The organism is Mesorhizobium sp. WSM4935 (genome assembly GCF_029625735.1).
Taxonomy (GTDB): domain Bacteria; phylum Pseudomonadota; class Alphaproteobacteria; order Rhizobiales; family Rhizobiaceae; genus Mesorhizobium.
This window is the reverse complement of sequence record NZ_JARTVR010000008.1, coordinates 28,979-51,237: the sequence shown is the minus strand read 5'-3', so window position 1 is coordinate 51,237 and position 22,259 is coordinate 28,979. Positions and strand designations below refer to the sequence as shown.

Annotated in this window: 22 protein-coding genes and 2 pseudogenes; 6 read left to right on the top strand and 18 right to left on the bottom strand. The window is 63.1% G+C overall.

All coding sequences use genetic code 11. The annotated features are described in order from the left end of the window. A complete protein-coding gene (locus tag P9273_RS19160) occupies positions 1-1,560 on the top strand; it encodes a trimethylamine methyltransferase family protein (RefSeq protein ID WP_278050302.1) in 1,560 nt (519 codons plus the stop codon). A 101-nt stretch (positions 1,561-1,661) separates the two neighbouring features. Here P9273_RS19160 and P9273_RS19155 read toward each other — a convergent pair whose 3' ends face one another. From P9273_RS19155 to P9273_RS19135, 5 genes are all read right to left on the bottom strand, one after another. Continuing rightward, a complete protein-coding gene (locus P9273_RS19155; protein WP_278050301.1) occupies positions 1,662-3,188 on the bottom strand; it encodes an ABC transporter permease in 1,527 nt (508 codons plus the stop codon). Then, a complete protein-coding gene (locus P9273_RS19150) occupies positions 3,175-4,221 on the bottom strand; it encodes a quaternary amine ABC transporter ATP-binding protein (RefSeq protein WP_278050300.1) in 1,047 nt (348 codons plus the stop codon). The genes P9273_RS19155 and P9273_RS19150 overlap by 14 nt, the downstream gene beginning before the upstream one ends. A gap of 169 nt (positions 4,222-4,390) precedes the next feature. Then, positions 4,391-5,356, bottom strand: a complete 966-nt coding sequence (locus P9273_RS19145) for an ABC transporter substrate-binding protein (RefSeq protein WP_040999631.1) — start codon at positions 5,354-5,356, stop codon at positions 4,391-4,393. A 176-nt stretch (positions 5,357-5,532) separates the two neighbouring features. Next, positions 5,533-5,886: a Rieske (2Fe-2S) protein gene (locus tag P9273_RS19140; protein ID WP_278050299.1), complete on the bottom strand. Its 354-nt coding sequence runs from the start codon at positions 5,884-5,886 to the stop codon at positions 5,533-5,535. A gap of 11 nt (positions 5,887-5,897) precedes the next feature. After that, positions 5,898-6,980, bottom strand: a complete 1,083-nt coding sequence (locus P9273_RS19135) for an amidohydrolase family protein (protein WP_278050298.1) — start codon at positions 6,978-6,980, stop codon at positions 5,898-5,900. A 128-nt stretch (positions 6,981-7,108) separates the two neighbouring features. On the opposite strand from P9273_RS19135, the gene P9273_RS19130 reads away from it, so the two are divergent. Together P9273_RS19130 and P9273_RS19125 are read left to right on the top strand one after the other, a co-directional pair. After that, positions 7,109-7,966, top strand: coding sequence for a LysR family transcriptional regulator (locus P9273_RS19130; protein ID WP_278050297.1), 858 nt, complete (start codon positions 7,109-7,111; stop codon positions 7,964-7,966). 90 nt (positions 7,967-8,056) lie between these two features. Continuing rightward, the gene (locus P9273_RS19125; protein ID WP_278050296.1) at positions 8,057-9,178 is read left to right on the top strand and encodes a hybrid-cluster NAD(P)-dependent oxidoreductase; all 1,122 of its coding nucleotides are present in this window, start codon (positions 8,057-8,059) and stop codon (positions 9,176-9,178) included. On the opposite strand, the gene P9273_RS19120 is transcribed toward P9273_RS19125, so the two are convergent. The 6 genes from P9273_RS19120 to P9273_RS19095 all read right to left on the bottom strand — a co-directional run bounded on the left by P9273_RS19120 (position 9,097) and on the right by P9273_RS19095 (position 15,512). After that, entirely contained in the window at positions 9,097-10,086 is a 990-nt protein-coding gene (locus P9273_RS19120) for an ABC transporter permease (protein ID WP_278050295.1), read from the bottom strand. The genes P9273_RS19125 and P9273_RS19120 overlap by 82 nt on opposite strands. Continuing rightward, on the bottom strand, positions 10,083-11,603 hold the full coding sequence (locus P9273_RS19115; protein ID WP_278050294.1) for a sugar ABC transporter ATP-binding protein: 1,521 nt from the start codon (positions 11,601-11,603) through the stop codon (positions 10,083-10,085). The genes P9273_RS19120 and P9273_RS19115 overlap by 4 nt, the downstream gene beginning before the upstream one ends. Positions 11,604-11,667: 64 nt before the next feature. Further along, complete coding sequence (locus tag P9273_RS19110) at positions 11,668-12,660, bottom strand: substrate-binding domain-containing protein (protein WP_278050293.1); 993 nt, start codon at positions 12,658-12,660, stop codon at positions 11,668-11,670. A gap of 80 nt (positions 12,661-12,740) precedes the next feature. Next, positions 12,741-13,517, bottom strand: a complete 777-nt coding sequence (locus P9273_RS19105) for an SDR family oxidoreductase (RefSeq protein WP_278050292.1) — start codon at positions 13,515-13,517, stop codon at positions 12,741-12,743. Between the two features lie 2 nt (positions 13,518-13,519). Beyond that, positions 13,520-14,683 (bottom strand): galactonate dehydratase, encoded by a 1,164-nt coding sequence (gene dgoD, locus P9273_RS19100; protein ID WP_278050454.1) that lies wholly within the window; start codon positions 14,681-14,683, stop codon positions 13,520-13,522. Positions 14,684-14,768: 85 nt separating this feature from the next. Next, positions 14,769-15,512, bottom strand: a complete 744-nt coding sequence (locus P9273_RS19095; protein ID WP_278050291.1) for a FadR/GntR family transcriptional regulator — start codon at positions 15,510-15,512, stop codon at positions 14,769-14,771. 282 nt (positions 15,513-15,794) lie between these two features. On the opposite strand from P9273_RS19095, the pseudogene P9273_RS32385 reads away from it, so the two are divergent. Beyond that, a pseudogene (locus P9273_RS32385) lies at positions 15,795-15,878 on the top strand (hypothetical protein); the annotation flags it as partial. Between the two features lie 73 nt (positions 15,879-15,951). Here P9273_RS32385 and P9273_RS19085 read toward each other — a convergent pair. Continuing rightward, positions 15,952-16,191: pseudogene (locus P9273_RS19085) on the bottom strand (Arm DNA-binding domain-containing protein); the annotation flags it as partial. Between P9273_RS19085 and P9273_RS19080 the strand changes: the two are divergent. Next, positions 16,178-16,525: an MmcQ/YjbR family DNA-binding protein gene (locus P9273_RS19080; RefSeq protein WP_278050290.1), complete on the top strand. Its 348-nt coding sequence runs from the start codon at positions 16,178-16,180 to the stop codon at positions 16,523-16,525. The pseudogene P9273_RS19085 and the gene P9273_RS19080 sit on opposite strands and share 14 nt — an antisense overlap. Positions 16,526-16,562: 37 nt before the next feature. Here the strand turns inward: P9273_RS19080 and P9273_RS19075 are convergent, their stop codons facing one another. The 6 genes from P9273_RS19075 to P9273_RS19050 all read right to left on the bottom strand — a co-directional run bounded on the left by P9273_RS19075 (position 16,563) and on the right by P9273_RS19050 (position 21,208). Next, the gene (locus P9273_RS19075; protein ID WP_278050289.1) at positions 16,563-18,113 is read right to left on the bottom strand and encodes a carboxylesterase family protein; all 1,551 of its coding nucleotides are present in this window, start codon (positions 18,111-18,113) and stop codon (positions 16,563-16,565) included. After that, positions 18,058-18,732: a glutathione S-transferase family protein gene (locus P9273_RS19070; RefSeq protein ID WP_278050288.1), complete on the bottom strand. Its 675-nt coding sequence runs from the start codon at positions 18,730-18,732 to the stop codon at positions 18,058-18,060. Before P9273_RS19070 ends, P9273_RS19075 begins: the two co-directional genes overlap by 56 nt. 122 nt (positions 18,733-18,854) lie before the next feature. After that, positions 18,855-19,331 (bottom strand): limonene-1,2-epoxide hydrolase family protein, encoded by a 477-nt coding sequence (locus P9273_RS19065; RefSeq protein ID WP_278050287.1) that lies wholly within the window; start codon positions 19,329-19,331, stop codon positions 18,855-18,857. A gap of 57 nt (positions 19,332-19,388) precedes the next feature. After that, on the bottom strand, positions 19,389-19,688 hold the full coding sequence (locus P9273_RS19060; RefSeq protein WP_278050286.1) for a putative quinol monooxygenase: 300 nt from the start codon (positions 19,686-19,688) through the stop codon (positions 19,389-19,391). Between the two features lie 67 nt (positions 19,689-19,755). Beyond that, complete coding sequence (locus P9273_RS19055; RefSeq protein WP_278050285.1) at positions 19,756-20,352, bottom strand: isochorismatase family cysteine hydrolase; 597 nt, start codon at positions 20,350-20,352, stop codon at positions 19,756-19,758. A gap of 97 nt (positions 20,353-20,449) precedes the next feature. After that, positions 20,450-21,208, bottom strand: coding sequence for an SDR family NAD(P)-dependent oxidoreductase (locus P9273_RS19050; RefSeq protein WP_278050284.1), 759 nt, complete (start codon positions 21,206-21,208; stop codon positions 20,450-20,452). A gap of 151 nt (positions 21,209-21,359) precedes the next feature. Here P9273_RS19050 and P9273_RS19045 point away from each other — a divergent pair, with 151 nt between their 5' ends. After that, entirely contained in the window at positions 21,360-22,259 is a 900-nt protein-coding gene (locus P9273_RS19045) for an AraC family transcriptional regulator (RefSeq protein WP_278050283.1), read from the top strand.

Below are 22,259 nucleotides of genomic sequence, written 5' to 3'. Positions count from 1 at the left end.
ATGCAAGATGTCGTCACACCTGCCGAAGCCGCATCCCCAGCGCGCTCCCGTGGCCGCGCCGCGCGCCTCGTGCAACGCGGCGCGCAGGAACCGCGCCGTCCATATCTCTGCCGCAGGATCGGCACGTTCAATATCCTCGATGAGGAGGGGCTCAGCCTGATCGAGGCCAATGCCGACCGCCTGCTCAAGGAGGTCGGCATGGAGTTCCATGACGACCCGGAAATCCTCGACCTCTTCCGCGTCGCCGGAGCCGATGTGAAGGGAACGCGTGTGCGCTTTGAGCCCGGCATGTGCCGCAAGCTTATCCAGGCGACGGCGCCCAAGCAATTCAAGCAGCATGCCCGCAACCCGGCCAATACCGTCGTGATCGGCGCCGACAACACGGTGCTTTGCCCATCGTGGGGCCCGCCTTTCGTGCATGATCTTGACCGCGGCCGTCGCTATGCGACGCTGAACGACTTCCGCGACCTGGTGCGGATCCATCAAATGATCCCCTACCTGCATCATTCCGGCGGCGTGGTCTGTGAACCGGTCGATCTTCCGGCGAACAAGCGCCATCTCGACATGCTCTACACGCATGTGCGCTATTCCGACCGGCCTTTCATGGGAGCGTTCATCGGCTCCATGCGGGCGCAGGATGCGGTCGACATCGCCAAGATCGTTTTCGGCGAGGCGTTCGTTGCAAACAATGCCGTGCTCTACAACGTCAGCAACACCAACGCGCCGCTGGTGTTAGATGCCAACATGTCGGGGTCGCTCAAGGTCTATGCGCGCAACAACCAGCCGGTCGCCTGCACGCCATGGACGCTGGCCGGCGCTATGAGCCCCTGCACCGTCGCCGGCACGCTGGCGCAAGTGCTGGCCGAGGCGCTTGCGTGTCTTGCTCTTGTCCAGCTCATCAATCCGGGAGCGCCCTGCCTGATGGGGAGCTTCGCCAGCACCATCTCCATGCAGAGCGGCGCACCGACCTTCGGCACGCCGGAGGCGGCAAAGATGGTTCTGGCGGCCGGCCAGCTGGCGCGAAGGGTTGGCGTTCCGTTCCATACCGTCGGCACGCTCTCGGCATCCAAGCTGCCCGACGCGCAGGCGGAGCAGGAAGGGACCTGGGGCCTGCTGATGTCGCTTCTCGCCGGCGCCAACGTCATCAACCACGCGACGGGATGGCTGGAGGGAGGGCTCGTCACCGGCTTCGAAAAGACCATCATCGACGCCGACCTGTGCGGCAAGGTGATGAGCCTGTTCGAGGGCATCGATCTGTCGGTGAATGCGCAGGCGATGGATGCCATCGAGGAAGTCGGGCCGGGGTCGCATTTCCTCGGCAGCGCCCATACGCAGTCGAACTTTCTGTCGGCCTTCTACCGCTCGACGATCAGCGACAACAATTCGTTCGAGCAGTGGAGTTCCGAAGGCGGACTGGACGCCGCCCAGCGCGCCAACCGCCAGTGGAAGAAGCTTTTGAGCGATTATGCGGACCCGGGCCTCGATCCCGCGATCGATGAAGAATTGCGGGGCTTCATTGCCAGGCGCAAGGAGAGCATGCCCGACCAGGATTATTTCTGAGCGGCAGGCAATCGCTATTTAACATTCGGGCCGGCCGGCGGCGCCTGGTTTCGGGTTTGGTCGGCGCAAACTCCTTGAGAGCATCGGCCCAAACCGGACATCTACTTAGTTCTTCCCTGCACGATACGATCGATGATCATGGCGCAGAGAAGAATAGCGAAGCCCGCGAGCAGTCCCTGCCCGACGGCCGCATATTGAAGGGCGTTGAGGACATCTTCTCCTAGCCCCTTGGCGCCGATCAGGGAAGCGATGACCACCATCGAAAGGCACATCAGAATGGTCTGGTTTATGCCGGCCATGATGGAGGGCATTGCAAGCGGAAGGTCGACCCGCGTCAAGAGGAACCATCTCGTAGCGCCGTAGGCTTGCGCGGCCTCTCTTATGGCCGGCGAGACGCCCTGCAGGCCGAGTGCGGTCAAGCGCACGACCGGCGGCGTGCCGAAAATCAGCGTCGCGATGACGCCCGGCGGCTTGCCGATGCCGAATAGCGCGATCACCGGGATCAGATAGACGAATGCCGGCATGGTTTGCATGAAGTCGAGCACCGGCCGCACGGCGGCGTAGATGCGCGGCCGGCGTCCGCACCATATCCCAAGCGGGATTCCGATCGCGAGGCAGAGAATGGCCGATGTTCCCAGCAGGGCGACCGTTTCCAGGCTCTTTTCCCAAAACCCGAGCACGGCAAGATAGGCGAGCGCGGCGGCGGTGAAGATGGCGACGCGTGGCCCGGCCAGTTGCCAGGCAAGGGCGAGAATGATCGCCATAGTCACTGGCCAGGGCATACCCGTCAGCCCATAGGCCAAGCCGTCGAGCACCAACGATATTGCGCCCGTGATGCCGCCAAAGAAGCCGTCACCGAGATGCGATATCGCCCCCATCAGGCTGTCCAGCCACGATGACAAGGCGGCCTGCCACTCGCGGTTCGAGGGCGCAGCGGTCAGCCAGACGGCTGGTGTCGGTGCGGCGAAGCGATAAGCCGAAAGCCCGTAAGCCGCGATACAGAAGGCAAGAGCGCATAGCGCCAGCGGGTAGTTGAGCCCGCGCTGAAGCGTCGGCTTCGAACGCCAGCGCGCGAAGCGTCGCTCGAGCATCCGATTGGCCAGGAAACCAGCGATCAGCCTGGCGAGGAGCAAAGTGACGACGCCGGACACAATCACACGCGGCGCCTTTGCCTTTGCCGCCTCAGCCTGCAGCCTGGCGTTGTTGGCAGCTTTCTCCAGAGCGGCCGCTGATGATTTCAGTCCTGTCGCATTGTCCGCCCCCGCCGCCTCGGCGGCCCTCGCCTGTTCGGCGCGCGCCTGTGCCTGCTTGGTGACGCGCTCGGCTCGTGCTTGCTCGGCCGCGCCGAGGTTACCCGCCGCACCGACGCCGATCTGAACCACCGCAAGCGTCTCCAGGAAGAAGGTGAGCCAGAACAGCAACGTGAGGCCTCGGGCCGCGGCCCACACCGGCCCAAGCAGCGCGGCCGCCAGGTTGAACGGCCAGACGGGACCGGAAGCCCGCCGAATGCGGGCGAACACCTGGGCGTAATAAGCAGGGTTGCGGACGACGAATTCCCGGACCAGCCCGTCCTCTGCCGGTTGAGCGTGTTCTATCGACCGCATGGCGACCGGATCATGGGCGTTCACGGGCCTCGCCCTTTCGCAAACCGTCGAGCAGGATCTGCCTGTCAATGACACCGACGACAGACCCAGCGGTATCCGTCACAGCGAGCGGTGCGGCATCCTGTGCCGCGAGTTCGACGAGTTCGGCGAGCGGTTCTCGGGAACCGACCCTGCGCAACCGCTCGACATCCAGCTCTGGACGATGACGGCTTCTGAAATTCTCGACCGGCTCCATGATGCGCCCGGCGGTGATCACCTTCAGGCGCGAAATGTCGGCGACGAATTTCGCAACATAGTCATGCTTCGGCGATGTGACGATCTCCTCCGGCGTGTCTGTCTGGACGATGACGCCGTCTTTCATGATCGCGATGCGATCGCCGATCCGGATCGCCTCGTCCAGATCATGGGTTATGAAGATCACCGTCTTGCCCATCGAGCGCGAAAGGGCCAGGAACTCGTCCTGCAGCTGCCGCCTGATCAGCGGATCGAGCGCGCTGAATGGCTCATCCATCAGCAGGATCGCCGGATCGGCAGCCAAGGCGCGGGCGAGTCCGACGCGCTGCTGCATGCCGCCCGATAGTTCGTGACAGTAACGGTCCCCCCAGCCCGACAGGTTCACCTTGGCAAGCGCCGCCTCGGCGGCATCGAATCTCCGCTGTTTGTTTACAGCTTGGATCTCCAGCGGAAGCGCGACGTTGTCGCGCACGCTCCGATGCGGAAGCAGACCGAAGCTCTGGAATACCATGGCTATCTTGCGGGACCGCAATGCCCTCAACTCATCGGGCGACTTGGCCATGACGTTTTCGCCATCGACGAAAATCTCGCCGGCGGACGGCTCGAGCAGGCGGTTTATATGGCGGATCAATGTCGATTTGCCACTGCCCGACAGGCCCATGACGCAGAAGATTTCGCCCGGCCGAACCGCGATGTTGACATCGGCCACGCCCACGACACAGCCGAAGCGCCTGGCAACTTCGTCCTTGTCGAGGCTGTCACGCAAAATCGCCGCCATTGCCTCGGGGGCACTGGCACCGAAGATTTTCCAGACGCCCTTCATGATGATGGCGGCAGCGTCGGTTGCCGCGTCTGCGCGGTCCGCCAAGCCGGCTCCGCCCGATGCGCTGACCGGTGCCGCGTCCACCGCTACAGCTCCCGCCCGATCACGGACTTGAGCGGCCGGGCGACGATGCAGGCCCGTTCAGAGCCTGCAATCACAGTTCTGAACTTCAATGACCGAACCACTTCGCCACCTCATCGGGGTGGGCTTTGATCCAATCCTTCGCCACATCGTCCGCCGGCTTCTTATCGACGATGATTGCGTAGGCCCATTTGCTGATGTCGTCCGGATTGAATGTAATCCGATCCAGAGCGGCGGTCAGCTCCGGTTGCCGCTGCGCCAGCGAAGCAGCATAGGCAATGTGCACGGTGGTGTCAGCATAAGCGGACGACACTTTCGATTTCTCGAACCATTGAGGATCCTCGCTCGGCTGCAGCATCACGAACTTGGCTGGGTCGTGTTTCGGTTCGGAAAGGAAGGCAAGTTTGTAGCGGGCGAAATTCTGGTGCGGACCGTAGCAGTATCCGACCCATGGCTTGTCGGCCTTCGCGGCGCGGTCAAGCGAGGCGGCAGCCACCGCTTCGTCGGTCACCTGCAGATCGAAGAAATCGGCGAAGCCATAGTCGCGGGCCCGCACCTTTTCGATGTTGGTCGACTGCCAGCCTGACGCGCCGATCCATATCTCGCCTTTGCCGTCGCCATTGGTATCGAAGATCTTGGCGTTGTCCGGGTTGGCGAGATCCGCGACGTCCTTGATCCCGTATTTGTCGACCGTGACCTGCGTTACGCAGTAGCCTTGCTTGGCTTCGTAGCCATTCTGCGCGAGTTTTACCGTGCCCGCGCCCTTGACGTATTTGTCGACGAGGCCCTGCTGGTTCGGCAGCCAGACGTCCGGCCAGATATCGACCTCCCCCTTGTTGCGGTCCATCGCTTCCCAAATGACCGGGACGGCGGTGGTGGTGACGGTGGAAACATCGAGCCCGAGCTCCTGCTCGGCGGCGTTCTTGATCACGTTCATGACCGCCGTCGCAGTGGCGTAATTCGGGTCCGGCATGGTGACGTCCGCAGCCGACGCCGATGCGATCGGCGCAAGCAGCAGCATGCCAAGAGCCGGTGCAAGAAGATGATGTTTCATGGTGTTCCCCAGTCGAGTTGCGCTGATTTTTTCAGTCTATTCGTCACGTTAGCGGAACGTGCAGACAATCCATCCCAAATTGTGCCGCATTAGCAAAAACGATGAAGCACATAAGGCGGCTGTTTTGAGCAACGGCGCCTAACCGGTTGCCAAGGCGCGCCGTCGGCTCTGGATGTTCAGGCCGTGACATAGATGTCTCCGGCCTCGACAGTGACTGGAAATGTGCGCGCTCGAACGGACGGGTTAACCAGAGCCGCACCCGACTTGATGTCGAATTCCCACCCATGCCAGGCACAGCGGACGATTTCATTTTCGCGGTGGTAGATGAATTCGGGTCCCTCGACGGGAGCGGTCGTTCCGCATTGCGGCCCTTCGCAAAGCGGAGCGCCACGGTGGGGGCAAACATTCAGCAGCGCATGGAAACTATCGCCGATCCGGAACACGCCGATCGACAGGCTGCGCACCTTGGCGATGAATGGCGTCCCGACCTGGATCTCGTCGGCGCGGCAAATATACGTCTTCTGAGCCATTTTGGTTCTCGTCACGCTGCCGCCGCGGCTTGCGGGCGGGGGATGCGCTTATAGACATCCAACGCATTCTGGCCGAGCACCTTGCCGCGCCATTCCGGCGGGATGTGCAATGTGTTGACGTCATCGTAATCCCAATGCGGGTAGTCGGACGCAAACAGCAGCGTGTTCTCCCCGTCCATCGCTTCCAGAATTGCCCAGAGATGATTGACGTTCGACGGTTGCTCCAGCGGTTGGGTCGAGAAGCGTATGTTGCGCCGGCAATATTCCGACGGCAGCATCTTCAGCCATGGCGTCTCCTTGCGGAGGGCTTTGTAGTCGGCGTCAAGTCGCCAGAGCACAGACGGCACCCAAGCGATGCCGCACTCGATGATGACGAAGTAGAGATCCGGCCATTTCTCGAACACACCATGCGCGATCATGCTCGCGACATGCGACATGGCCGACATGTGCAGGATCGCATGAGTCTCCCAGAAGAAAGTGGTGGGCGCCGGCGCGACGGCATTCCAGTTGATGCCGCCATGCCCGCCAAGATGTATGGCGAACGGCAAGCCGACCTCGGCGCAGGCTTCGAAGATCGGGTGATAGAACGGATCGCCATAAGGCCGCACCGAGCCTTGGGAGGCCAGAACTTGCGCCATCCGGGGATGCGCGCCGAGGCGCCGGATCTCCGTCGCCGCGAGGCGTGGATCCTGCGGCGCGACGACGATGGAGCCCATGAAGCGGCTGTCTTTCGGCAGCCATTCATTGATCTGATAGTCATTATAGGCGCTTACCAGCGCGCTGGCGTAATAGGGATTTGCCAGGGTCGACGCTTCAATGGGCTCGTCGCCCGTCAGGATTGCCACTCCGATATTGTATTTATCGAGGTGCTTCTCCTTCATGATCAGGTAATTGTCGGCCTCGACCTTCGGCCGCACATCCTTGCGGGAGAAATCCTGCGGATGAAACCAGGGGCGATGGCCGTGCGGAAAGGCGCCGACGGGCCCGGTCTTCTCGCCTTCGATGAACATGTCTTTCCAGACGCCGGACAGGTAGGGCTCCAGCACCGTCGCGCTGGACCAGTAGTTGTGGCAATCGCAATCGACTATGAACACTTGTTCCTCTTTGATGATGCGGGCGCTGCTGGACGCCACTGGGTTCTGAATCGAACTTCCGCCTTGTCAGTGTTTGGATCAAGCGTATGATCGGGCGGATACGATCGTAAAAATCGATTGGCTGCCTCATGCAACTGGAACAGGTAGAAACCTTTCTGGACATCATCGAATCGCGGAACTTCAACCGCTCCGCGGAGCGCCTCGGACTGACGCAGTCGACAGTCAGCACCCGTATCAAGAATCTGGAAACCGCCGTTGGATCGGAGCTTTTCCACCGCGGCCGAGCCGGTGCCGAGCCGACCGCGGCAGGACGGCGGTTCGAGGCTTACGCGCGCTCGATGCTGTCGACCTGGTCCCAGGCGCGTCACGACGTGCGCGCCTTCAACAGATTCGAGGGCAGCCTACGGGTCGCTGCCCAGGTCGGGATGACCCGCTCGATCCTGCCAGGGTGGCTCGAAATGCTGCTGCAAGTCTTGCCCCGATCCTCGATCCACGTCGAATCCGATTATTCGCCGCAGATGATATCGGATCTGAGCCTGGGAAACCTCGATATTGCGGTGGTTTATGCTCCGCGCTACCTGCCCGAGATCACATATGACCAGCTGATGGTCGAGGAATATGTGATGGTCTCGACCATTGCGCGCAGACTTTGCGACGTAAGCCCCGACAGTTACATCCGTCCGGGTTATACCGTGGCGCTCGAGAAGGCTCATGCGGAGGCGCTGCCAAACCTGACCGCGTGCCGGCTTTCGATGGGTTCGGAAACGCTGGCGGACAATATGCTCAGGCGGGCCGGCGGTACATGCTATATGCGCGCCGACGATGCGCGTCGCTTTGCCTCCGAGCGGCCCTCCTACATCGTCGAAGAAGCTCCGACTCTGCATCAGCCAGTCTACACGGCGGTCCTCGCGCGACGTCGACATGAGCCGATCATAAAGAAAGGCGTTCGCGCGCTTCACCTCGCCGTCATGTCGCTGGAAGGTTGATCGATATCATCGGTCGTAAAGGCCTGTGGTGCCTTCTGTATCGAACGCAGCCCTGCTGGCAATCTCGGCTCGTTAAACGCGGGCCAGCTGATGAACGCCTTCAATTTCTTCTCCTCTTCCTGCCTACCCGACCCCTCATGGGGGCGCCTGACGCTGATCTGCCGCCGCATCATTCAGGAGACGCACGACGTAAAGACATTCATCTTCTCCCCAAAGAGCGAGCAGGTAGGTCCGTTCAAGGCTGGCCAGTTCATCATGCTACATCTGGTGATCGACGGCGCTCCGGTCGTGCGGAATTACTCGATCTCCTCACCACCGACGCAGCCGGATGACCTGCGAATTACGGTCAAGCGTGTTCCCGGCGGTCTCGCTTCAAATTGGCTACATGACAGTCTCGAACAGGGAATGGAAATAGAAGTCGAGGGCCCGTTTGGCGGCTTCAATTGGGACGATCTGCCAAGCGACCGGCCGCTCTTTCTTTCCGGCGGCAGCGGAATAACACCGGTTATGTCGATGCTACGCTCGCTTATCGATATCCGCTCCCATCGGGATGTTTGCTTCATCCATAGCGCTCGCTCGCCTGGGGACATCATCTTCCGCGAGGAGCTTGAAGCCCTCGCTCGACGCCACAGCAATCTTCACATTCATTTCGTCTGCGCCGAAGCGGAAGATGCCTGGGATGGCCCGGTCGGGCTGCTCGGCGAGTCAATGCTGCTGCAGCTCGCCCCCGATCTCCGGGAGCGCAATGTCTATGCATGCGGGCCCGAGCCTTACATGAAGTCAATCCGCATTGCCCTCCAAAGCATTGGCTTCGACTCTGATCGCTACCATGAGGAGAGCTTTGGCGGTTTGATAGGGTCGAACCCAACTTTGTCTGCTGAACAACCCTCTTCAGTGCATTTCGCACGGTCGGGCATAAATCATCGATGCGGCTCGAACCAGACAGTGCTTGAAATCGCCCGAAGCGTTGGTGTGTTTCTTCCCAGCGCGTGTCAGCAAGGAGTTTGTGGAACCTGCCGCGTGCTCAAGCTCAGCGGCGAGGTGGAAACGGCCGATCTCGGAGGCCTGAGCACAGAGAAGACGGCGCCGAAGCTCTTCAGGACCAGGAGGGCGCGCTGGAACGGCATGAACTATTCTCCCGACCGCGCCCGCTGGCGCTCCTGCACGATGACCGCCAGGATCAGCAGCGCGCCCTTGGCAAGCAGCTGGTAGAAGGTCGGCACGCTGGTCAGGATCATGCCGTTGTTGAGGACCCCGATGATCAGCACCCCCAGCATGGCGCCGACGATCGTGCCCTTGCCGCCCTGCAGCGCGCAGCCGCCGAGGATCGCGGCGGTGATGGCCTCGAGCTCGAGTCCCTGGCTGCCGGAGGCAGGCTGTCCCGACATGGTACGGCTCGCCAGCACTAGACCGGCGACCGCGGCTGCGAAGCCGCTCATCGCATAGATCGAGATCTGGTAGCGGCGGATCGGAATGCCGGCGAGCCGCGCCACCGTCGGATTGCCGCCGAGCGCGTAGATGTTGCGGCCGACGACCGTCTCGCGGGTGAAGACGATGAAGGCCGCCATCGCGGCGATCAGCAGCCAGATGGCGAAAGGCAGGCCGAAAAGCGTGCCGATGCCGAGCGCCCGCAGACTGTCGCCGGTGATCGGGATCGAGTTGCCGTTGTTCATCAGATAGGCGAGGCCGCGGAAGGCCGACATGGTGCCGAGCGTCGCGATCACCGCGTTTACCGGGCCGTAGACGATGATCAGCCCGTTGATCGCGCCCGCCACCAGTCCGGCGAGCAGTCCGGCCAGGATGCCGGCCGGGATCGAGCCGGTTTCTTGGGCGGCGACGGCAAGCACCATGGTGCTCAAACCCACGATCGAGCCGACCGAGATGTCGAGCCCGCCGGACACGATGACGACGGTCTGCGCCATGGCGAGGATGCCGAGAATGGTGACCGCGAGCCCGATATTGATCAGGTTGCGCGGGGTGAAGAACACGTCGGGCCTGAGCGCGCCGAAGATCGCCACGAGCACGGCGAGCGCGATCAGCAGGCTGATGTTCTGCGCGCCGATGCGGCCGAACAGGGTTGCCGGCGCGCGCTCGCGGCCGGCGGTCGCGGTATCGGTCACGATACCCTCCTTTCGATTGTCTCTTTGTCCGAGCGCATGGCCAGCGCCAGCACGGCCTCTTCGCTCGCCTCCTGCCAGGGAAGCTCGCCGCTGATGCGCCCGCCCTGCATGACGAGCACGCGGTCGGCGAGGCCGAGCAGCTCCGGCGTCTCCGAGGAGATGAGCAGGATAGCGAGCCCCTGGTCGGCCAGGCTTTCGATCAGCCTGTAGATCTCCGCCTTGGCGCCGACATCGATGCCGCGCGTCGGCTCGTCGAGGATGAGCACAGCCGGGCCGCGCGCCTGCCAGCGCGCGAAGACGACCTTCTGCTGGTTGCCGCCGGAGAGTTTTCCGACGGCCTGTTCGATCGACGGCGTCTTGACCCTGAGCTCGGCGACGTGGCGGGCGACCAATGCGCGCTCGCGCCGGCGGCTGAAAAAGCCGTAGCGCGATACCTTGTCGGGCACCACGAGGCTGACATTGTCGCGCACCGCCTGCATCAGGAGCAGCGCTTCCTGCTTGCGGTCCTCCGGCACCAGCCCAATTCCGGCCGCCACCGCGTCCGCCGGCTCGCGCGGCGTGTAGGGCCGCCCGCCAACCGCCATCCGCCCGGAGAGCAGCGGATCGAGGCCGACGATGGCGCGCGCGACTTCCGTCCGTCCGGCGCCGACCAGGCCGCCCAGCCCGACGATCTCGCCCGCCCTGACCTCGAAACTGATTCCTTCGACACGGCGTGTCGTGGCATCTTCCAGCGCCAGCCGCACTGGCCCGAGCGTACGCTCCTTGCGGTTGAACAGATCGCTCACCGGCCGCCCGACCATCAGCCGCACCATGCGCTGCTCGTCGAGCGCTGCGATCGGCTCGTCGGCGACGCGGCTGCCGTCGCGCATCACCACGCAGCGGTCGGCAAGCTCGATGATCTCGCGCAGCCGGTGCGAGATATAGATCACCGCAACGCCGTCGGCCTTGAGGCGCCGGATGACGCGGAACAGCCGCTGCGCCTCGTCCTCCGTCAGGGACGAGGTCGGCTCATCGAAGGCCAGCAGCCGCGCGCCGGGCCGCAGCGCCCGCATGATCTCGATGAGCTGCCTGAGCGCCGGGCTCAAGCCCTGGCAGCGCTGCCGCGGCGAAAGCACATCCACCACCCCGAACGCGCCGAGCAGCTCGAGGCTGCGCCGCTCCAGATCGGCGCGGTCGAGGAACAGTCCGCCGCGCGCCTTGATGTCGCCGATGAAGATGTTCTCCGCCACCGTCAGCTCCGGGATGATCTCCGGCTCCTGGTGAATGACCCGGATGCCCGAGCCATGCGCCGCGCGCGGCGAGCTGAGCTGCACCGGCCGGCCGTCGACCAGAAGCCTGCCGCTGTCGGGGCGATGCTCGCCCTCCAGCACGCGCATCAGCGTCGACTTGCCGGCGCCGTTCTCGCCGATCAGCGCGGTGATCTCGCCCGCGTTGAAGGCGACCGACACGTCGCGCAGCGCCTGCACGGCCCCGAAGCGCTTGCTGACGCTCTCGACGGAAACGACGGGCGCGGTCATCTGCGGGCGGCTCCACAGGAAGCCGCCCGCCCGAAGGCCGTCCGCCATACGGCGGAAAGAATGCCTAGGACTTGCAACCGAGCGTATCCTTGAACTTGGCGAAGTTCTCGCCGTTGATCAGGGTGGCATCCTGGAAGTAGTCCTTCTGCATCCCCTTGCCGGTGGCCTGATCGTAGAGCGCCTGAACCGCGGCTGCGCCGTGCTTGGCGCTGTCCAGCCACATCGTGCCGCGGAAGCCCGAGGGCTTGCCGGCGCCGAAGGCCTCGCAGGAACGCGACCCGTCGATGCCGATGCCGATGACGTTCTCCGGCTTCATACCGGCATTCTCGGTGGCGCGAACCCCGCCGAGCACGCCGTCGTCGTTGCAGGAGAAGAAGATCCACTTCTCGGCGTCGGGATTAGCCGTCAGCGTCGTCGACACCACGTCGATCGAGTTGACCATGGTGTTGTCGTAGGGGATCGAGACGATGCGCGACTTGATCTCCGGGATCGCCGCGACCAGCGCCTCCTGCGCGCCCTTGTTGCGGCGCATGCAGGTGTCGGCCTTCTGGTCCTCGATCGAGCCGACGCGGACCTTGGAGAGGTCCTTGTCCCAGCCTTCCGCCTTGACGATGCGGGCGATCTCGGTGCCGACCTGCTTACCGATGTTGAGCGCGTTCATGCCGACATAGGCGACCGGCGTGCCGTCGGCGAAGGCGATGTCGTCGTCGACCGCGATCAGGCCGATCTTGGCGGCCTTGGCCTTGTCGGCGACAACCGGGCCGAGCGAGCGGTCCGGCACCACCACGGCGATGCCCTTGACGCCGTCGCCGACATAGGTGTCGAAAGTTGTGACCGCGAGGTTGGCGTCGAACTGCACATCCTGGACCAGCAGGTCGACGCCGAGCTCGGCCGCCTTGTCCTTGGCGCCCTTCACCTCGCGCACGAACCAGGGATGGTCGCCCATCTTGTTGATGTAGCCGAACTTCATCTTGTCCTGCGCGCCGGCGCCGTGGACCGTCATTGCCACGGCAGCGGTAGCCGCAACCGCAAGGCAGGCCTTGATCATGCGTTTCATGGTTTCCTCCCAATCGGTCCCGGCCGGCGGGACGTGATCTGCTTCAAGATGTTCCGGCGACCGGCCGCCGGCGCGAAACCTCATTCGTGGTAGAGAACCGAGCGGCCGCCATCGATGACGATGCAGGCGGCGTTGATGAACGGCGCCTCGTCGGAGCCGAGGAAGACGGCGGTCATCGCCACCTCCTCCGGCCGGCCGATGCGGCGCGGCGGATGCAGGTCGTAGGTGCGCTGGCGCTCCGCCTGCGGATCGGCAAAGGTGTTCCAGTAGTCGACCGCGATCTGCGTCTCGATATAGCCCGGCGCGATCGCGTTCACGCGGATGCCTTCGGCGGCGTATTGGATGCCGAGCGACCGCACCAGGCCAAGCAGCCCGTGTTTGGCGACCGGATAGGGAAAAGTCGAAGGGATGATCGCGAAGGAATGGCAGGACGCGATGGCGACGACCGAACCTTGCTTTTGCGCCCGCATCGCCGGCAGCACAGCGCGCGCCGAATACCACACGCCGTCAAGGTCGACGGCGAAGCAGCGCCGCCATTCCTCCTCAGTCGTTTCGAGCGGCTCGTGGAAGACGTTGATGCCGGCATTGGCGACCAGCACGTCGATGCGGCCGAAGGCGGCGAGCGCCTGCTCGGCCACGGCCCCGCAGGATTTGCTGTCGGCGACGTCTGTCTCCACGAACAGCGCCCGCGCGCCGCTTTCGACGAGCGATGCGGCAACGCTCCTTCCGGTCGCCGCGTCCTTCTCCGCCACGACGATCGCTGCGCCCTCGGCCGCCATCGCGCGCGCCGTCGCCTCGCCGATGCCGCGGCCGGCGCCGGTTATGATCGCCACCTTGTCCTTCAGACGCCCGGCCATCGTCACCAGTCCACGATGGTGCCGTCGGCAAGGACGGCATGAGTGGTGTGCATGATTTCCGGCCTGTAGGGATGCCGGTCGGCGGCCGCCTCGTCGACCTCGACGCCGAGTCCCGGCGCGTCCGGCACCTGCCAGCAGCCGTCGAGCATGCGGATCGGCCCCTTCACCACCTCGAAATACCAGGGCACGGCGCCGACCATCTCTTCCTGGATCAGGTGGTTGGGCGTTGAGACGGCGAAATGCAGCGCCGCCGCGCCTGCGATCGGACCGAGCGGATTGTGTGGCGCGACTCCCACCGAAACCGCCTCGGCCATGGCGGCGATCTTCTTGGCCTCTAGCAGGCCACCGCAGTGGCAGATGTCTGGCTGCACGATATCCACCGCCCTTACCCGGAAGAGATCGTCGAACTCAGGGCGATCGATCAGCCGCTCGCCGGTGGCGATCGGCACGCGTGACTTGGCGGCGAGCTGAGCCAGCGCGCCGGTCTCGCCCGGCGGCAGCGGCTCCTCGACGAACATCGGCCGGTGCGGCGCGAGCGCGTCGATATAGGCGAGAGCTGTCGAGGCCGAGGCGGGACGGCCATGGAAATCGACCATGATTTCCACTTCCGGCCCGACTGTCCTGCGCAGCGCCTCCATGAGGCGGCCGACCTTTTCGACGTCGGCCAGCGGCGCGTGATAGTGGCTGTAGGGAATGAACACGGCTTTCAGCGCCCTATAGCCTCTCGAGACGACCGCGGCGGCACGCTCAACCAGCGGTTCCTCGTCGAGCGTCTCGTAGACAGCCTGCATGTCGCCGAGGCCGAGATGCGTGTAGACCTTCACACGGTCGCGCACCTTGCCGCCGAGCAGGCGCCAGACCGGCTGGCCGAGCCATTTGCCAAAAATGTCCCAGAGCGCCAGCTCGATGCCGGAGATGGCCGACATGCCGATCACGCCGAGCCGCCAGAACGAGTGCTTCTTGAGGATCCGCACGGCCTGCTCGATATCGCGCGGATCGCGGCCGATTAGCAGCGGCGCGAGGTCGTTGACGGCGCCGACCACGGCTTGGGTCTTCCATTCCAGCGTCGCTTCGCCCCAGCCGTAGAGACCAGGCTGGTCGGTCTCTATGCGCACGAAGACCCAGTTGCGCATATCCGCGTTTACGACGCGCGTGGTGATCGCCATGATTCTCAAGCGCAACTTCTCCCGACGCACTTAGATCATATGATGCCGGATTATCATATGATCTAAAAAAAGGTCAAGCAGAACGTCACCCCTTGGCGTGAAGATCGTCAGCGGCGATGTCGAGGAGCCTGTTCATGGCGGCGCGGGCGCCGGCGGTATCGCGGATACGGATCGCTTCCAGCACCGCGACATGCGCGGACAGCGCGCGCGACTGCGCTTCCATCAGTGGATTGGTCACGAGGAATGTGGCGCGCAACGCGGCTTCCAGCATGCCCACCAGTCCTTTGAGCACAACGTTGTGGCTGGCGGCGATGACGCCCTTGTGAAAGGCAAGATCCGCCTGGCAGACGGCATTGAGATCGCCCGGGATGTTGTCGCGCATGCCGACCACCGCGCGTTCGATTTCGGCAAGATCGGCGCCGGTGGCGCGCCTGGCGGCAAGCTCGGCTGCCGCGGGCTCGAAGATCCTGCGCGCCTCCAAAAGGCCGGAAACCAACTCCTCGTCGTCCTGGATCGCCGGGTGCCAGCCGAGCACAACTGGGTCGAGCAGCCGCCAGTTGTCGCGTGGCAGCACCCTGACGCCTGCCCGCCGCCTGGCCTCGACGAGGCCTTTTGCGGACAGCACCTTGACCGCTTCCCGGACAGAGGTTCGGCTGACGCCCAGCATGGCACAGAGCTCGTCCTCGCGCGGCAGCGCCTCGCCTGGAGCGTATTCGCCACCCAAGATGCGGCTTCCCAGCATGCTGACGACGGCGTTGTGCACGCTCGCCCCACCCTGGTCAATCACAGGCATCCAGCCGAAGGCATCCAAAGGGGCTGTTGTTTCCATCGGAATTCTCTCCTGATCGAGCGCGCCGTTGCAGGCTGTTGTATGAAAGGTTAGGTGCTATGTAAATCTTCCCTTCATATGATCTATTACGAATGCCAGTGAACACGCTGCAGACCAGCCCTGCGGGCAGCGCTACACGCCGGTTCGACCGTTCGCATGCCGCTAGCCAGGCCTCGACGCATCGACGCCGCTCGCGCCAGACGAGGTCCTACGGGTTTCCTGCAGCTTAACCACCACTCAGTCGCACGGGTAGCGCGCTGCACATAGCAGCCCCATGGAGGAATTATTGCGCCAAACACACCCCTCACCGGAATCCTGCCCGTCGCGCCTACGCCGTTTCATGCGGACGGCCGCATCGACGAGGAAGGCATGCGACGTGTCATTGACTGCATGATCGACCAAGGTGTCGATGCAATCTGCATTCTTGAACTATTGAGAGCAGTTCCTCCGCCACCATGCGGCGCGCGTCGAGACACAATTCTCTGGCGCGTGCGAGAGTTATGCCGTCCGGTCCGTATTGCCCGAGCGTCACGGTCTCGCGCCGGCCGTTCATCCGGTAGTCGTACCGGAAGGTCAAAGCGCCCGAGCTCTTGACCAGGACGTACATACCGTCACGGTCCGCGATCTTGTAATCTTTTGCCTTAGATTTCAGATGTTTAAGCGCCGTGTTCGTCAGCAAGGTGACCTCCATTTCTGGCGGAAATGAACCGATTTGCGGCGTAAAAGACCGTCAGGCGCGCTATGCGGTTCTTCGCCATTCGGACGACCAGAAATGGTTCGGGCTGATCATGAACGTACCCAGGGATAAGCTGGGTCTCAAAGGTGAGGGAGAGGTCGATGTCATCGACATCAAATGCCATCCGGCAAAAGTCGATGACCTCAAGAGGACGCCTGGCTTCAAACCGGCCTATCATATGAACAAGGAGCATTGGCTCACCGCTGTCCTAGATGGATCAATATCCAGGGCAGACGTCTTCGCGCTTCTTGACGACAGTTACGAACTGACGAAGTAGGTCGAGCATTGCCGCTTCGACACCCCGATGGGGCACGTCAGGGTCGCTCGATGCCTTCGAATATTTTGAGGACCTCGACCGCATGAGCGGTCGCGTCATACGGCATGCTGCCGAGTCCCCGGGTCGTGGGTGCCGTGGTGACAGCCTTCCAAAGGTGCCTCCTATTTCCTTCTGCGAAATCCAGGAGGGTATCGCGGACGAAGGTGTCGCGGACGATCTGCTCCTCGCTGGCGCCTGGGCGCTGCTGTCCGACGATGCCGTACATCTCGGTGCCGTGTACCGCATGCGCGCCCTCGACAGGTCCGACCGACAAAAGGTGTGCGCTTCCGCCGGCTGCGGCATGCGCCAGCGCGGCACGAACGTGTGGGAGGGTAAAGGAGAAGTCGGTTAGCAATGCTCCGCGGGCCTGGACGGGAGTGCGACCATCGATGTCGTATGCGGCGATGATGTCGCGGGCGCGACTGCGTGGGATCCGATTCCTCGTGGCGAATTCCTTGACGAGCTCGCTGATGCTGCCCGGATCAAAGTCATCTGTCTTGTGAAGAACCCACCAGTCGGTCTCGTGGGTGGTGCTGCTCAACAGGATGTCGATTTCCCGGTGACGTCCGGATTCGAGGACCCGCAGAGGATGCTGCGCGATAATGCCGCCAGGCTGGGCGCTGTCATCCACGATGGCGATGACATTATTGTCGATGCCGTGCCGTGCGCCAGGGTCCGCCAGCTGCGTCTTGCTCATCGTCTCTGCAAGCATCCTCGCGTCGATGTTCAGCAGTTGCTCGGGATCGTCCTCAATCCCGAGCCCGGTGAGCACCGCTTCCGCACGTTCTTCCGCCCCCCACGCGGGCACCAACCGCGAAGCCATGCCGGAGAAAGCAGCGAGGTGATGGTAGAGGCCATCGGCCGAAGGCGCGGCAAGCAGGGCGAGAGTGCAGAAGGCTCCGGCGCTGTGGCCGGTGACGGTGACGTTGTCCGGATCACCCCCGAAATGGGCGATGTTCGCCTTTATCCACCGGAGCGCGGCGATTACGTCCTGGAGGCCGAGATTGGTGGCGTCCGCGAAGACGCCCCCATACTGAGAAAGCGAGAGCCAGCCGAACGGGCCGAGGCGGTAGTTGAGGGACACCCCCATAGCGCGGCCGGTCGCAGCGAGGCCTGACGCGTTCGACGTGGTCTGGGTGTTCGCGCCCATCTCGAACCCGCCGCCGAAGATATAGACGACCACCGGAAGCGGTTCTCCGGAAACGCCTTCGGGCGCCCAGACGTTGAGGTTCAGGCAGTCTTCACTCAACCCGTTGTCAGCTTCGAGCCAACTGGTGTCGCCGGCCTGCAGCGGCGCAGGCCCCTTTCGGTCGTAGGGCCGCTCGGGATCGAACGGCAGCAAGAGTGGTCGACGGAAGCGTTCCGCGGTCGCGTAGGGGATTCCAAGCCAGGAGTGGACTGCGTTGGGAGTGGTATCGGCACCAGTCATGTGTTCGGTCCTTTCGTTGACCGGCTGCACCGAAAGCCGGAATTTCGGCGGTCTAATATTCAGCTCAGTTTGCAAGAAGCGCCTTGTGCAGACGAAGGTGCTGGCGGAATCTATCCGCATAGTGTTCTCCCACTGCGGCAATGACGCTCTCTCGGGCGGCCAGCGCCGTCCTCCACGCCGTGACGCGGGGCAGGCCCTCGAAGATCGGTTGACGTACCGCCGGATCGAGGATGTCGAAGTAGCGGAAGATTGGCGCGTACACGGCGTCCACCATGCCAAAGGCGGCGCCGCTGAAATAGGGTTCCGCCGTGACGGCCGTCTCCAGTTGCTGCAGCTTGTTCCGGAAGGCGGCACGCTTGGCGTCCGAGGTCGCGCCGTCGCTCGCGTTGAGGAATTGCCAGGCGTCGGCGAGGGTCGCTGTGCCAAATTCGATCCACGCGCGCTGCTGGGCACGCGACAGCGCATCCTCGGGGTAGAGCCTGCCGCCGGATTGTGTCTCTTCGAGATACTCGCAGATCACCATGCTTTCGAATAGAGTTGCGTCCCTGCCATCCGCCAGCGCAGCTTTCAGCAAGGGCACCTTGCCCGTCGGCGACAGCGCCAGGAACCAGTCCGGCTTGTTGTCAAGATCGACGTTGATCCTGTCGAACGACACGCCCTTCTCCAAAAGGACGATCGCAGCCCGTTGAACGAACGGGCAAAGCGGGTGGCTGATGAGGGTGAGGCTACTGTCGGGCATTGATGACTTCTCTAGGGGCGGTCAGGCGGGGCACCGGGCGCGTTCGCCCCAGCCCAACCGCCGACACAATTGATAAAATAGCTGCGACCGATCCGCCCACATGTTGGGTAGATGCAAGCAACCTATTGTCGATCTTTCGACATTTGCCTGGCGCGATTGACGTCGAAATAATCGCGCCACGCCACGATACAATCGCCTTCTACTTCGAAGATGCCCATCACTTTCAGTGCGGCGACCTCACTCCCGTCAGCACGGACAAAGCGATCCAGTCTCTCGGTGAGCACACGATTTCCGTCCGCGGCGATCGCGAGCATGTCGAAATGGACCGCTGCGATGTCCGGCGACCTGGGACGATTTATCGCCTCTTCAATGCCGGTCGTCATCGACAACCCTTCATTGATCCAGACCGTATTGGGGGTGAACCATCGCCGGATCGCGTCCTCCGCATGGTTTTCCGAGAATGCAGCGCTGAAGGCTCTGACCGTCTCAATGGGTGTCGGCATTTTATTATCTCCTGTCTTTGCGGAGGTGTCGCACGTCTTGGCCCATGCCCCCGTGGAGACCATGATGGCGGCCATTGCCAAAAGCGCATATTTCATCTGGCCCCCCTTGCTGGTTGCAGGAAACGCTGAAAAGCGGCAGCAGATACGCCTGCATCAGCCGAGGTGGGATACGACGTCGAACGCATGCATGATGGGCGGCCCGACGAGGAACGGCGCGGTCAGCGGGCGGCTCTTCGCCATGTGCGGCGATGCCCGGTGCGCGGCGAGCACTGCCTCATCCTCGTAGATCTCGACGAGCGTGTAGCTGTCGGGCACCGTCTGCGAGCGGAACAGTTCGTACAGTCGATTGCCGGGCTCGTTGGCGCGGACCGCCGCGGCCTGCACCGCGAACGCGCGTTCGAACGCATCGCCGCTGCCCGGTGCAATGGTTAGCCCAACTATCATTCCGATCATCGTATCGTCTCCAACGTCCGGCTGTACGAATGCTTCGCCCCTTGATGGAGCCGGCCCTAGCGAGGGTTCATGCCTGCGCCACGAAGTCCTGCGTGGTGATGGCGTTGGCGTAGAAGGGCGCGATCTCCATCAGGAAGTCGTCCTGCTGCTTGCGGGTGTAGCCGGCCGATGCGTCGTAGATGACGTTGGTGTGGTAGCCGAGGTCGTGGGCGTTGCGCATCGAGGATTCGACGCACTGGCGCAGCGAGAAGCCGGCGAGATAGATGTCGAAGATGCGGTTGTTGCGCAGATAGCTGTCGAGCGTGGTGCCGACGAAAACGCTGCTCCCGCCGCCGCGCTCGCGGACGACGAATTCGCCCTCCGCAGGCTCGAAGCCGGGAAAGAAGTCTGCCTGCTCGCCCAGGAACGACCCATAGTCGCGCATCATCTTGCGCAGCCCATACTTGCCGTCGCCCAGCACCTTGAACTCAGGCTCGAACTTGAGCGAGGCGTGGATCACGTGCATACCGCGACGGCGAGCTTCGGCGAGCGCGATCTTCGAATTGGCGATCGCGATGTCGACCTGCTCGCGGTCCTGGAACGACGGATAGATGCCGCCAGTCGGCGAGAGCCAGTCGTTTACATATTCGATCAGGATCAGCGCGCTCTTGGATGCTTCGGTCATGATGTTGGTCCTTTTTGGGTGGGATCAGGCGGCGATCATCGCGTCATGCTGACGCAGATCGTCGCTGAAGAGGTCGGGATAGGTGACGGTCTCCGGGCTACAGCAACTGCCCGCCCGAAATGTCGAAGGTCGTGCCGTTCGCCCAGGCCATGTCGTCGGACAGGATCGCAGCGACGGCCCGGCCGACATCGTCCGGCAGGCCGACACGGCCCAGGGCGATGCCTTGCGCGACGTAGGCGTTGACTCCCTCGTCGTCGCGGACGGCGCCGCCGCCGAAGTCGGTTTCGATCGCGCCTGGCGCGATGGCGTTGACGCGAATCCGGCGTTCGCCCAGTTCGACGGCCATGTAGCGGGAAAGCACCTCGATCGCCGCCTTCATGGCCGCATAGAGGCTGTAGCCCGGCATGGTGAAGCGCACGAAACCGGACGAGACGTTCAGGATGCGTCCGCCGTCGGCAATCAGCGGCAAGAGCTTCTGCGTCAGGAAAACGGGACCCTTAAGATGGGTCGCGACCAGCGACGCGAATTGCTCTTCGGTCGCGTCGACAAAGTTCGAGAACAGGCCGTTGCCGGCGTTGTTGACCAGATAATCGAAACGATCCCGGTCGAACTCCGACCTCAGTGTCTCGGACACGGCAGCGGCGAATGCCGGGAAGCTCGCCATATCGGTCACATCGAGCGCCAGCATCGACACCTTGCCGCCCAGCGCTTCGATTTCCTGACGCAAGGCACCGGCCTCGGCCGCGCCGCTACGGTAGGTACCGATGATGTGGACACCCCTTTTGGCCAAATGAAGCGCCATGTTGCGGCCAAGGCCCCGGCTTGCGCCGGTGATAAGTGCGATCGGGTGGGTCATAGATGCCTTTCTCGGGTCGTCGCGCCATCGGGCGCCTCGCTCGAACTAAGATAGGCTAAAGCCGGATTTGGAACCCGCCCGATCGGCTCAACTTCTTGCCTGATTGTCTCAACGATTTGGCTTTTCGCCGGCGGCGTGTCATAGTGGAGATATGACAGACGATCTCGCGCCGCATCTCGACATTGTTTTGCGCCATGCCGCGACAGGCTTGACGGAAACACTGATCCCTCGCCTCGACATGTTCGTAGGCCAGGACTCGACCGTCAAGACGCCTTGCCTTTATCGCTCAATGATCTGCTTCATTCTGCAAGGATCGAAGCGCGTTGCGATCGGAGATACCCTTCTGAGTTACGACACCGCGCAGTATTTCATCAGCGCGCTCGACCTACCGCTCATCGGGCAAATCCTGGATGCGGGCGAGGATCGCCCCTATGTCGCGGTGTCGCTCGTCCTGGAGCCGGCGCTGTTAGCGGAGCTGGCCGCGACCATGCCCTCGGTACGCGAGAGCGACCAAAAAGGCATGGGCGTCGCGATCAATCCGATGACAGCTCCGCTTCGCGATACATTGCTCCGCTTGCTGTCGTTACTCGACAGTCCAGGAGATATTCCCGTTCTCGCCCCGATGATCGAGCGCGAGCTGCTTTACCGGTTGCTGCAAGGCCCACAGGGGCGATTGCTGCGTCAGATCGCACGGCCTGACGGCGCCCTGGACCGTATCCGGCGCGCCATCGCGTGGATTCGGGATCACCCCTTCGCGCACCTTCGCATCGACGCCCTTTGCGACGCCAGCGGCATGAGCCGCGCAAGCCTTCATCGCCATTTTCAGGCGATGACCGGCTTTAGCCCTCTCCAGTATCAGAAGCAGCTCAGATTGCAGGAGGCCCGCCAACTGTTGCTGTCGGGCAGCCATAGCGCGTCGGATGCTGCGTTCGCCGTCGGATACGAGAGCGCCTCGCAGTTCAGCCGCGAGTATCTCCGGCAGTTCGGCGCACCGCCGGCGCGGCACGTCCGGGAGATGCGTCAAGTGATCGAACAGCGGATGGTGGCCTAG